This window comes from Serratia sp. HRI (assembly GCF_010119335.3).
GTDB lineage: Bacteria > Pseudomonadota > Gammaproteobacteria > Enterobacterales > Enterobacteriaceae > Serratia > Serratia nevei.
Genome location: NZ_CP083690.1, coordinates 2,696,617 through 2,709,120, shown reverse-complemented (window position 1 = coordinate 2,709,120; position 12,504 = coordinate 2,696,617). Strand labels below are relative to the sequence as shown.

General features: G+C 58.2%; 9 protein-coding genes and 1 pseudogene. 6 read left to right on the top strand and 4 right to left on the bottom strand.

The features are described 5' to 3' along the window. Positions 1–5 precede the first annotated feature (5 nt). The 3 genes from rbsA to kup form a co-directional block, all read right to left on the bottom strand. Positions 6–1,511: a ribose ABC transporter ATP-binding protein RbsA gene (gene rbsA, locus GF111_RS13045; RefSeq protein WP_134267610.1), complete on the bottom strand. Its 1,506-nt coding sequence runs from the start codon at positions 1,509–1,511 to the stop codon at positions 6–8. A gap of 7 nt (positions 1,512–1,518) precedes the next feature. Continuing rightward, positions 1,519–1,938: a D-ribose pyranase gene (gene rbsD / locus GF111_RS13040; protein WP_038876048.1), complete on the bottom strand. Its 420-nt coding sequence runs from the start codon at positions 1,936–1,938 to the stop codon at positions 1,519–1,521. A 171-nt stretch (positions 1,939–2,109) separates the two neighbouring features. Further along, positions 2,110–3,978 carry a low affinity potassium transporter Kup gene (gene kup / locus GF111_RS13035; protein WP_038876047.1) on the bottom strand — a complete coding sequence of 623 codons (1,869 nt, stop codon included), beginning with the start codon at positions 3,976–3,978 and terminating at the stop codon, positions 2,110–2,112. A gap of 283 nt (positions 3,979–4,261) precedes the next feature. On the opposite strand from kup, the gene ravA reads away from it, so the two are divergent. Both ravA and GF111_RS13025 read left to right on the top strand, forming a co-directional pair. Next, positions 4,262–5,770: an ATPase RavA gene (gene ravA / locus GF111_RS13030; RefSeq protein WP_048232264.1), complete on the top strand. Its 1,509-nt coding sequence runs from the start codon at positions 4,262–4,264 to the stop codon at positions 5,768–5,770. 2 nt (positions 5,771–5,772) lie between these two features. Next, a pseudogene (locus GF111_RS13025) lies at positions 5,773–7,012 on the top strand (ATPase RavA stimulator ViaA). A 4-nt stretch (positions 7,013–7,016) separates the two neighbouring features. On the opposite strand, the gene asnA reads toward GF111_RS13025, so the two are convergent. Further along, positions 7,017–8,009: an aspartate--ammonia ligase gene (asnA, locus tag GF111_RS13020; protein WP_038876043.1), complete on the bottom strand. Its 993-nt coding sequence runs from the start codon at positions 8,007–8,009 to the stop codon at positions 7,017–7,019. Between the two features lie 155 nt (positions 8,010–8,164). Here asnA and asnC point away from each other — a divergent pair, with 155 nt between their 5' ends. The 4 genes from asnC (at position 8,165) to rsmG (ending at position 12,197) form a co-directional block, all read left to right on the top strand. Further along, positions 8,165–8,626, top strand: a complete 462-nt coding sequence (asnC, locus tag GF111_RS13015) for a transcriptional regulator AsnC (RefSeq protein WP_004933786.1) — start codon at positions 8,165–8,167, stop codon at positions 8,624–8,626. A gap of 100 nt (positions 8,627–8,726) precedes the next feature. Next, on the top strand, positions 8,727–9,167 hold the full coding sequence (mioC, locus tag GF111_RS13010; RefSeq protein WP_016929621.1) for an FMN-binding protein MioC: 441 nt from the start codon (positions 8,727–8,729) through the stop codon (positions 9,165–9,167). Between the two features lie 381 nt (positions 9,168–9,548). Continuing rightward, positions 9,549–11,438, top strand: a complete 1,890-nt coding sequence (gene mnmG / locus GF111_RS13005) for a tRNA uridine-5-carboxymethylaminomethyl(34) synthesis enzyme MnmG (protein ID WP_147190048.1) — start codon at positions 9,549–9,551, stop codon at positions 11,436–11,438. A 138-nt stretch (positions 11,439–11,576) separates the two neighbouring features. Continuing rightward, complete coding sequence (rsmG, locus tag GF111_RS13000; protein WP_047729585.1) at positions 11,577–12,197, top strand: 16S rRNA (guanine(527)-N(7))-methyltransferase RsmG; 621 nt, start codon at positions 11,577–11,579, stop codon at positions 12,195–12,197. The last annotated feature ends 307 nt before the right edge of the window (positions 12,198–12,504 follow it).

Sequence of the window (12,504 nt, the reverse complement as noted above, 5' to 3'; positions counted from 1 at the left end):
TCTGATTACTCCTGCTTTACGCCGTATTGCTTGCCGACGGCTGCCGCCATCAACGCTTCCTGGGTGGCCTGTTCAATCGGGAACTCGCTGCTGAGATGCCCTTCGTGCATCACCAGAATGCGATCGCTCATGCCCATCACCTCCGGCATTTCCGAAGACACCAGAATGATGCTCAGCCCTTCCTGCTTGAACTGGTTGATTAACTGATAGATCTCTTTTTTGGCGCCGACATCGACGCCGCGCGTCGGCTCATCGAGGATCAGCACCTTCGGTCGGGTCATCAGGCCGCGGGCGATCGCCACTTTTTGCTGATTGCCGCCGGAAAGCAGACCTATCGGCTGCTCCATCGACGGCGTTTTGATATTGAACAGTCGGATGAAATCCCCCACCGCCTGCCGCTCGTCGGCCTGTTTCAGGCTGCCGTCGGCGCGGCTGAAATAGCGCAGCGCGGTCAGCGACATGTTTTCCTTCACCGACATGCCCAGCACCAGGCCGTCGCGCTTGCGGTCTTCCGAGATATAGACGATGCCGTTCGCCAACCCGTCCTGCGGCGAATGGGTGACCACGTCGCGGCCGTCCAGGCTGACGGTGCCGGCCTTGCGCGGGGCGGCGCCGTACAGGATTTTCATCAATTCGGTGCGCCCGGCGCCCATCAACCCGGCCACGCCGAGGATCTCGCCGCGATACAGCGTAAAGCTGACGTCTTCAACGCCGGGGCCGGAAAGGTGGCTGACGTCCAGCCGTTTTTCCCCGCGCGGCAAATCCAGGCGCGGGTACTGCTCTTCCAGCTTGCGGCCGACCATCATCTCAATCAGCGAATCTTCCTGCAGCTCGCTCACCGGCCGCTCGGCGATAAACTGCCCGTCGCGGAATACGGTCACGTCGTCGCAGATTTCAAAAATCTCTTTCAGGCGGTGCGAGATATACACGATGCCGCGCCCTTCGGCCTTCAGCTCGTTGATCACCTTGAACAGCGAGGCAGTTTCGGTGTCGGTCAGCGCATCGGTCGGTTCGTCCATGATGATCACTTTCGATTCGAAGCTCAGCACCTTGGCGATCTCCACCATCTGCTGATCGCCGATCGACAGCTCGCCCACCAGCCGGTGGCTGCTGTAGCGCAGATTGAGACGCGCCAACAAGCGATCGGCCTCGGCGTACATGCGCTTCCAGTCAATGCGGCCGAAACGGTTGACGAACTCGCGGCCGAGGAAGATGTTTTCCGCAATCGTCAGCTGCGGGATCAGGTTCAGCTCCTGATGGATAATGCCGATGCCCGCTTCCTGCGAGTCCTTAGGCCCGTTGAACGCCACCTCTTTACCGAGAAAATACTGGCTGCCGGCGTCTTTCTGATAGATGCCGGTCAGCACTTTCATCATGGTGGACTTCCCGGCGCCGTTTTCTCCCACCAGCGCCATCACCTTGCCGGGATAGACGCTGAGGGCAGCGCCGGAAAGCGCCTTCACGCCGGGAAAGGCTTTATCAATCCCTTTCAGTTGCAGTAAAGGTTGCATACGCGCCTCAGAAAGTTACGCCGGCGCACAGGATCACGTTCGCGTAAGGCGAACACTCCCCGCTGCGGATCACCGCCCGGCTGTGCCCGGTTTGTGCTTTAAACGCCTGATGGCTGATATAGCGCACGCTGATGGTATTACCCTGGCGTTGGCCCAGTGCGGTCAGTTCAGCCAACAGTGCCTCGTGGAGCGGCGGATTCTGTTTCACGATCTCTTCCGCCAGGATGGCGCTTTCTACCTGCATCTCTTGCGTGACCGCCGCGAACACCTGCAGGAAGGTCGGCACGCCCTGCGTCAGCGCCAGATCGATGCGCTGCGTTTCCGCCGGTATCGGCAGGCCCGCGTCGCACAGGGTGAGCTGGTCGGTATGCCCCAGCCGGGCAATCACGGCAGACACGTCGGAATTCAGTAATACGCCTTTTTTCATCTTCTCACTCCGCTAGCGAAACGTTTCGCTCTCTGAGGGAGTTTAAAAAAACGGCAGGGGAAGGCAACCGGGACAATGCAGAAGTGTGATCGTTATCGAAACGTTTCGTTCACGCGCGGACAAAGCACAAACAAAAGGGGCTCAGCCATGCTGAGCCCCTTATCAGGCGGGTTAGATCTCGACCTGCGTGCCGAGCTCGATGACCCGATTCGGCGGGATCTCAAACTGATCCGGCGCGCGCAGCGCATTGCGGCTCAGGGCGACGAACAGTTTACCGCGCAGGTAGAGGTACCACGGCCGCTTGGTGAGGATCAGCGATTCATGGGACATGAAGAACGAGGTCTCCGACATGCGGCACGGCAATCCTTCCAACCCGCAGCGGTGGAACACCTCCTCGACGTTCGGCGTTTCGCGCCAGCCGTAGCTTGCGACCACCCGCCAGAAGGTCGGCGACAGCTGTTCGATGGTCACCCGACGCACGTTGTGCACGTAAGGCGCATCCTCGGTGCGCAGCGTCAGCAGCACCACGCGCTCATGCAGCACCTTGTTGTGCTTCAGGTTGTGCAGCAGCGCAAAAGGAATGACGTTGGTGGCGCGCGACATGAACACCGCGGTACCCGGCACCCGCACCGGCGGCGATTTCTCCAGCGAGGCAATCATCGCCTCCAGCGAGTTGCCGTGCTCATGCAGGCGGCGCAGCAGGCGGAAGCGCTCGCTCTTCCAGGTGGTCATAATGATGAACATCACCAGCGCCAAGGTCAGCGGCAACCAGCCGCCGGAGAACAGCTTCAGGGCGTTGGCGGAGAACATCGGCACGTCGATGATCAGCAAGATGGTCACGATGCCGATCGCCAGGAAGCGATTCCAGTGCCAGTTGTTGATCGCCACCGAGGTGACCAGAATGCTGGTCAGCACCATGGTGCCGGTGACGGCGATGCCGTACGCCGCCGCCAGATTGCTGGAGTGTTCGAAGCCGATGATCACCAGCACCACCGAGATGTACAGCGTCCAGTTGATCACCGGAATATAGATCTGGCCGGATTCCATTTCCGAGGTGTGAATGATGCGCATCGGCGACAGATAGCCAAGACGCACCGCCTGACGGGTCAGCGAGAAGACGCCGGAAATTACCGCCTGCGAGGCGATAACCGTCGCCAGGGTCGCCAGAATCAACAGCGGGATCAGCGCCCAGTCGGGCGCCAACAGGAAGAACGGGTTTTTGATCGCCTCCGGGTTTTTCAGCAGCAGCGCGCCCTGGCCGAAGTAGTTGAGCACCAGCGATGGCAACACCACGGTGAACCAGGCCAGGCGAATCGGGAACTTGCCGAAGTGCCCCATATCGGCATACAGCGCCTCGACGCCGGTGATCGACAGCACCACCGCCCCCAGCGCGAAGAACGACACCTTCTTATATTCCATGAAGAAGTTGAGCGCCCATTTGGGGTTCAGCGCCTGCAGCACTTCCGGATTCGAAATGATGCTGCGTGCGCCCAGCACCGCCAACACGATGAACCACAGCAGCATCACCGGAGCGAACAGCTTGCCGACGCTGCCGGTACCGTGCTTTTGAATGGCGAACAGCAGCGTCAGCACCAGAATGGAGAGCGGCACGATATAGGCGTCAAGCGCAGGCGCGGCGATTTCCAGCCCCTCGATCGCCGACATCACCGAGATAGCCGGGGTGATCACCACCTCGCCATAGAAGAAGCTGCCGCCGATCAGGCCCAGTATCACCAGCACCGCGGTAGTGCGCGCCGAGGTGTTGCGCCCGGCCAGCGACATCAGCGTCAGAATACCGCCCTCGCCGGCGTTGTCCGCGCGCATCACGTAGGTGAGATATTTGAGGGAAACGATCACGATCAGCATCCAGAAAATCAGCGACAGGAAGCCGAAAACCACGTCAGGACGAACATCGAAGCCGTAATGGCCGGAGAAACACTCTCTCAGCGTATAGAGAGGGCTGGTGCCGATATCACCGTAGACCACGCCGATGGCCGCCAGGGTTACCGCCGATAAGGACTGCTTATGCTCTGCGCTCATAATTCGTTTCTTTATCAGAACATCCGTTAGCGATGCATCCGCATCAGGCAAAATACGGGCTCAAAGATCCGTCACGCCCACCAGAAAGCCGCACAGTATGCACCATTTATACGGCTTGCCTACCCTTATATCAGAGCCGAAAAATAAACAAAATGTGAACCGGATATCCGGCACAACTTAGAAAAATATTACTAATCAATAAGCTATACCACTAAAAATAATGGTGGTTTATCATCGGATTATCGACCAAGATTGGCTAACTCTCGGACAATGCGACAATTATATGACGCCATCATCCCTTCTGGCAGAACGAATTTCCCGCCTCAGCAGCGCGCTGGAGAGCGGTCTTTATGAGCGGCAAGAAGCGATCCGCCTGTGCCTGTTGGCGGCGCTGAGCGGCGAAAGCGTATTCCTGCTCGGCCCGCCCGGCATCGCCAAGAGCCTGATCGCGCGCCGGCTGAAGTTTGCCTTCCGCAACGCCCGCTCCTTTGAATACCTGATGACGCGATTTTCCACGCCGGAAGAGGTCTTCGGCCCGCTCTCTATTCAGGCGCTGAAAGATGAAGGGCGTTATCAGCGCCTGACCGCCGGCTACCTGCCGGAAGCGGAGATCGTGTTTCTGGACGAAATCTGGAAGGCCGGCCCGGCGATCCTCAACACCCTGCTGACGGCGATCAACGAACGGCGCTTTCGCAACGGCAACAGCGAAGAACCGATCCCGCTGCGCCTGCTGGTCACCGCCTCCAACGAACTGCCCGAAGCGGACAACAGCCTCGAAGCCTTATATGACCGCATGCTGATCCGCCTGTGGCTGGACAAGGTGCAGGATAAACAGAATTTCCGCTCGCTGCTGGTCAACCGCCAGAACGAGAGCCAAAACCCGGTGCCGGCGGCGCTGAGCGTCAGCGACGAAGAGTTTCTGCAGTGGCAACCGCAGATCGACAAGGTGGCGCTGCCGGAAGCCTGCTTTGAGCTGATTTTCCAGCTGCGTCAGCGGCTGGACGCGCTGGAACAGGCGCCGTACGTCTCCGACCGACGCTGGAAAAAGGCCCTGCGCCTGCTGCAGGCCTGCGCCTTCTTCAGCGGGCGCGACGCCATCGCCCCGCTCGACCTGATGCTGCTGAAAGACTGCCTGTGGCACGATCTCACCTCGCTGAAGCTGCTGCAACAGCAGATCGATCAGCTGCTGACCGAATCGGCCTATCAGCAGCAGTCGATGTTGATCCAGTTGCAACAAATCCATACCCGCTGGCTGCAGGATCAGCAACAACAAAGCGATCGGCAGGCCATCAGCCTGGTGAAAAAGGGCGGCATGTTCAGCCGCAAACCGCAATACGCACCGGCCACGCCGTTCGCCGGCGGCACTCTCACTCTGCTGCTGCAAAAACCGCTGCAGCTGCATGACATTCAGGTCAACCATCTGAGCATCGAGAGCAGCGTGCTGGATAACTGGCTGCAAAAAGGCGGCGACGTGCGCGCCAAGCTGAACGGCATCGGCTTCGCGCAGCCGATCGATTTGGAGGTCGACGACCAACTGCACCTGACGGTGCTGGACGTCAGCCGCCAGCCTTCGCTGCTGGCGCTGCCGGGCAAACAGGCCACCGCCACGCCGCAGGCGCTGCTGGATGAAATGGACGCGTTGGCCCAGCGCCTGGCGGAACAGCGCCGCGCCTTCAGCCAGCATCAGCCCTGTCTGTTCACCCCCGCCGCCGGCCTGGCCAAGATCGAAGCCAGTCTGCTGCAAGTGGCAGAGCAGGTTAAACAGCAACTGCAGCAAATGCGCGGCCAGTAACCATGCTCAGTCTGGAGACGCTCGATCTGCTGCTGGCGATCACCGAAGGCGAGATGATCGAGGAGATGATCGTCGGCATGCTGGCGGCGCCGCAGCTGTCGGTGTTCTTTAAAAAGTTTCCGGCCATTCGCCGGGCGCTGGATCGCGATCTGCCACGCTGGAAACTGCAGCTCAAGGAGCGTCTGCAGGAGGCCATGGTGCCGCCGGCGCTGGCGACCGCTACCAACAGTGCCAGCTGGAGAACAACACCCAGTTCTATCACAACCTCAACGACACGATGGAGCTGCTGCGCCAGCTGGTCTCGCCGTTTTATGAACAGGCGCGCGCGCTGGTGGACGCTGCCGATCTGCCCAACCATCCGCTGGACGACAGCTTTCAAACCCTGTTCCTGCAGCGCTGGCGCATCAGCCTGACGCTGCAGGCCACCATGCTGCACCACCAGCTGCTGGAACAAGAGCGCGAGCAGCTGATGGCGGAACTGCAGGAGCGCCTGGCGCTGAGCGGCGCGCTGGAGCCGCTGCTGTCGGAAAACGACACCGCCGCCGGCAGGCTGTGGGACATGAGCAAAGGCCAGCTGCAGCGCGGCGATTACCAACGGCTGGTGGAGTACGGCAACTTTTTGCAGCAGCAGCCGGAGCTGAAAAAGCTGGCGCAGCAGCTGGGCCGCAGCTATCAGGCCAAGGCAGTGCAGCAACAGGACGCGCAGCCCGAACCGTTCAGGGTCATGGTACAGGTGCCGGCCACGCTGGGCCGTTTATCGTCTGCGTGGACACCTCAGGATCGATGGGCGGTTTCAACGAACAGTGCGCCAAGGCGTTCTGCCTGGCGCTGCTGCGCATTGCGCTGGCGGACAACCGCCGCTGCTACATCATGCTGTTCGCCAACCAGATCGTGCATTACGAACTCACCGCCGCCAGCGGCATCGAACAAGCGGTGCGCTTTCTCGGCCAGCAGTTTCGCGGCGGCACCGATCTGGCGGCCTGCCTGAACGCCACCGTCACCAAAATGGCGGAAAGCGGCTGGTTCGACGCCGATGCGGTGATCATTTCCGATTTTATCGCCCAGCGGTTGCCGGAGGAGGTAATAAAGAAGGTGAAACAGCAGCAGCAAAGCCACCAGCAGCGTTTCCATGCGGTGGCGATGTCCGCCTACGGCAAACCCGGCATCATGCGCATCTTCGATCATATCTGGCGCTTCGATACCGGGCTGAAAAGCCGTTTGATGCGCCGCTGGCGGCGCTAGGCGGTTAGAGCAGGCCTTCGACCGCCCCGCGCACTTCCGGCGACCACACGCCGCACTGCACCTGGCCGATATGCGACAGTTGCAACAGTAGCATCACCAAACGCGACTGGCCGATGCCGCCGCCGATGGTCTGCGGCATATCGCCGCGCAACAGCGACTGGTGCCACTCCAGCTTCATGCGCTCTTCATCGCCGGTCAGGGCCAGCTGATGTTTCAGCGCGGCGGCGTCGACGCGGATGCCCATAGAGGACAGCTCGAAAGCATCCTGCAGCACCGGGTTCCACACCACGATGTCGCCGTTCAGGCCCACCAGGCCATCCGCCGCCGGCGTGGTCCAGTCATCATAATCCGGCGCCCGCACATCGTGCGATTTGCCGTGCGACAGCTTGCCGCCGATGCCGATCAGGAATACCGCGCCCAGCTCTTTGGCGATCGCCCGCTCGCGCCCTTTGGCGTCCAGATCCGGGTAGCGCTGCAGCAGGGTTTCGCTGTGCACAAAGTGGATCTGTTCCGGCAGGAACGGAGTCAGACCATGCTCGCGGCTGACTTCCGCCTCTGTCGCCTTGATGGCGGCGTAAATGCTGCGCACGGTGCTTTTCAGGTAGTCCAGGCTGCGCTCACCGTCGCCCATCACCCGCTCCCAGTCCCACTGATCGACGTACACCGAGTGGATAGGCGTCAGGCGATCTTCATCCGGGCGCAGCGCCTTCATATGGGTGTACAGGCCTTCGCCGGCGCCGAAATCGTAGCTACCCAGGGTTTTGCGTTTCCATTTCGCCAGTGAATGCACCACTTCGAAGGTGGCGTCCGGCAGGGTTTTGACCTTAACCTGCACCGCTTTCTCGCTGCCGGAGAGGTTATCCTGCGTGCCATCGCCCAAACGGCTGAGGATCGGGGCCTGCACTTCGATCAGACCGAGCTGTTGCTCCAGCTGGCGGGAGAAGAAGGATTTGACCTGGCTGATTTGTTGTTGTTTTTGGATAAACTGTTTTTTCATTGCCGTATCTCTTGTAAACCTGTCTCTGTTGCCATCGATTAAGCAACAAAATGATACGCTAATTCAATATCCACTAATCAATATTGCCTTTTCACTTTTAATCGTTCATTTTTACCCGGACAGAATTCAACAATCGTTAATTAATGGGGGATTAAATGGCGGAAATTTATCAGATCGATAATCTCGATCGCGGCATCCTCAACGCTCTGATGGACAACGCGCGCACACCGTACGCCGAACTGGCGAAAAACTTCGCCGTCAGCCCCGGCACCATTCATGTGCGGGTAGAGAAGATGAAACAGGCCGGGATCATCACCGGCGCGCGCATCGACGTCAGCCCCAAACAGCTGGGCTACGACGTGTGCTGTTTTATCGGCATCATATTAAAGAGCGCCAAAGACTATCCTTCGGCGCTGAAGAAGCTGGAAAGCCTGGAAGAAGTGGTGGAAGCCTATTACACCACCGGCCACTACAGCGTCTTTATCAAGGTGATGTGCCGATCGATCGACGCGCTGCAACAGGTACTTATCAACAAGATCCAGACCATCGACGAGATCCAATCTACCGAAACGCTGATCTCGCTGCAGAACCCCATTATGCGCACCATCGTGCCATAACCCGCCAAATTGCATACCCACATTATCCACAGGTAGATCCCAGCCGATTCACAGCGTACAATGCAGCCACTTTGAGTGAGAAGGTTGGGATCGTTGGTTCATGGCAGACATTACTCTGATCAGTGGCAGTACGCTTGGCAGCGCCGAATACGTGGCTGAACATTTGGCTGAAAAGCTGGAAGACGCGGGTTTCTCTACCGAGATGCTGCACGGCCCTGAACTGGATGAGCTGCCGTTGACCGGTCGCTGGCTGGTGGTCTCTTCCACGCACGGCGCCGGCGAACTGCCGGATAACCTTCAGCCGTTGCTGGAGCAGATCGCCGAACAACAGCCGGATCTTTCCGAGGTGCAGTTCGGCGCCGTCGGTTTGGGCAGTTCGGAATACGACACCTTCTGCGGTGCGATCAAGCAGATCGACGATCTGTTGATCGCCAGAGGCGCGAAAAGGATCGGCGATCGTCTTGAGATCGACGTGACCGAACATGAAATTCCCGAGGATCCGGCCGAGGAATGGGTAAAAAACTGGATTAATTTACTCTAATTTGCCTAAAGATCGTGCGAACGATTGTGGATAACTATACTTAAAAGCAGGGTAAAAGCCGTAGTTATCCCAATAACAACCGTAGTGCGCTTTTTGTCCTGTGCATAACAAGCCTTTTAGATCCCAGCTTATCTGCGTCGGGATCACCGATCATTCACAGCAAACGATCCTCCTTAATCTGCTGATCTTCATCGTGAATAGTCACTTATCCACAGAGGATCGCGATCCTAATAAGAGATCTAATAAAGAGATCTTTAAATAAAAAAGATCTTCTTTTAATTACCGACGATCCTGACCACTTGGTCGATCGTCTAAACTTGAGTAGAATCCCCCACCCCAGGGCAAATAACGATCGTTCGCAATACGGCGAGGTGCAGTTCCATGTTTTATCCAGATCAATTTGACGTCATCATCATCGGTGGTGGCCATGCAGGGACCGAGGCCGCCATGGCCGCGGCACGCATGGGACGTCAGACTTTATTATTGACACACAATATCGATACGCTGGGACAGATGTCTTGCAACCCGGCGATTGGCGGTATTGGTAAAGGGCATCTGGTTAAGGAAATTGATGCACTCGGCGGCCTGATGGCGATGGCGATCGACCATGCCGGCATCCAGTTTAGGATACTAAACGCCAGCAAAGGCCCAGCCGTTCGCGCCACGCGCGCTCAGGCGGATCGCGTACTGTATCGCCAGGCGATCCGTACCGCGTTGGAGAACCAGCCCAACCTGATGATCTTCCAACAACCCGTTGAGGATCTGATCGTCGAAAACGATCGCGTAGTGGGCGCCGTCACCCAAATGGGCCTGAAATTCCGCGCCAAGGCGGTGGTATTGACCGTAGGCACCTTCCTGGATGGCAAGATCCATATTGGCCTGGAGAATTACAGCGGCGGCCGCGCCGGGGATCCTCCTTCAATCTCGCTGTCGCAGCGTTTGCGAGAACTGCCGCTGCGCGTTAACCGCTTGAAAACCGGTACGCCACCGCGCATCGACGCCCGCACTATCGATTTCAGCGTACTGGCGCCACAACACGGCGATACGCCGGTGCCGGTATTCTCGTTCCTGGGCGATGCCAGCCAACACCCGGAACAAATGGCGTGCTACATCACCCATACCAATGAAAAAACCCATGACGTGATCCGCAATAACCTCGATCGCAGCCCGATGTATGCCGGGATCATCGAAGGGATCGGCCCACGGTACTGCCCGTCGATCGAAGACAAGGTGATGCGCTTTGCCGATCGCAACGCGCACCAAATCTTCCTCGAACCGGAAGGCCTGACCAGCAACGAGATTTACCCTAACGGGATCTCCACCAGCCTGCCGTTCGACGTGCAGATGCAGATCGTCCGTTCGATGGAAGGCATGCAGAACGCGCGTATTATTCGCCCTGGTTACGCCATCGAGTACGATTTCTTCGATCCGCGCGATTTGAAGCCGACGCTGGAAAGTAAATTCATTCAAGGGCTGTTCTTCGCCGGCCAGATCAACGGCACTACCGGGTATGAAGAAGCCGCTGCACAGGGCCTGCTGGCCGGTTTGAACGCCGGGCGCTTCGCCGACGAACAGGAAGGCTGGGCGCCACGTCGCGATCAGGCTTACCTGGGCGTGCTGGTGGACGACCTCAGCACCCTCGGCACCAAAGAACCGTACCGCATGTTTACCTCACGCGCCGAGTATCGTCTGATGCTGCGCGAAGACAACGCCGATCTCCGCCTGACGGAAAAAGGCCGTGAACTGGGCCTGGTGGACGACGTGCGTTGGGCGCGTTACAGCGAGAAGCTGGAGCGAATCGAACGCGAACGTCAGCGCCTGCGCGACATTTGGATGCACCCGCACGCCGAGAACGTCGAACAGGTCAATGCGCTGCTGAAAGCACCGTTGTCGCGTGAAGCAAACGGCGAAGAGCTGCTGCGCCGCCCTGAGATGGATTATGCGCAGTTGACCGGCACCGACGCCTTCGCGCCGCCGCTGGACGACGTACAAGCCGCCGAACAGGTCGAGATCCAGGTCAAATACGAAGGCTACATCGCTCGCCAGCAGGAAGAGATCGAAAAACAGCAGCGCAACGAGAACACCGTGTTGCCGTTGGATCTCGATTACCGTCAGGTTTCGGGGCTGTCGAACGAGGTGATCGCCAAGCTGAACGATCACAAACCGAACTCCATCGGCCAGGCTTCGCGCATCTCCGGCATTACGCCGGCGGCGATCTCGATTTTGCTGATCTGGCTGAAAAAGCAGGGACTGCTGCGCCGCAGCGCATAAATCTTGCATCCAGGCGGCCGTTTGTTCATCCCGTAGCCAAACGGCCGCTGACATCACTTGCGCCCTGAATTATCATAGTCGCCTCATTGCGCCAGCTAACCATCCGCTGGTCGTTCAGCGCCTGCCAGAGGATCCGTTGTGCAAAAAAAATTAGACTCGCTGCTTGCGGCAGCAGGCATTGAGCTGCCCGATCAGCAGAAACAGCAGCTGCTGGGCTATGTCGGCATGCTGGATAAATGGAACAAGGCTTATAACCTCACGTCGGTGCGCGATCCGCAGCAAATGCTGGTGCGCCACATCCTCGACAGCATCGTGGTCAACCCGCATCTGCAGGGCTCGCGTTTTATCGATGTCGGCACCGGCCCTGGCTTGCCGGGCATTCCGCTGGCGATCGTGCGCCCGGACGCGCATTTCACGCTGCTCGACAGCCTGGGCAAGCGCGTGCGTTTCCTGCGTCAGGTGCAGCATGAGCTGGGCCTGAACAATATCGAGCCGGTGCAGAGCCGCGTTGAGGAGTTTCCGGCCGAGCCACCGTTCGATGGCGTGATCAGCCGAGCGTTCGCTTCGCTGCAGGATATGCTGTCCTGGTGCCATCACCTGCCGGCGAAAGGGCAGGGGCGTTTTTACGCGTTGAAAGGCGTACGCCCGGATGAAGAGCTGACGCAGCTGCCGGCAGGCGTTAGCCTGGAGTCTATCGTGCGGCTGCAGGTGCCTGAACTGGAAGGCGAACGCCATCTGGTGATTCTTAAGGCAAACTGAGTTTGCTTTTGATCAAACAAGCGTGAATTAAAGGCAGTACCAGGCAGAAAGATAAGCAGGCTAATTAGTTGGTCGCTTTTTTTAGTTAATTTACTTCCTATTAACACAAAAAACGCGGCTAATTAGCGACAATAGAGTAATTGCATTTGGAAATAGTCACGTTAGCAATCATGTGCGAAAGATTGGCGTTTGCTGCTAATGTTAATTGGCTGTTGGAATATTGCCCCGCTGCTTGTCAATAAAAGGTTTTCATCGGGTATACGGATTGTTTTTGAACAGTTAACTGATAATGTTTTGATTTATATAA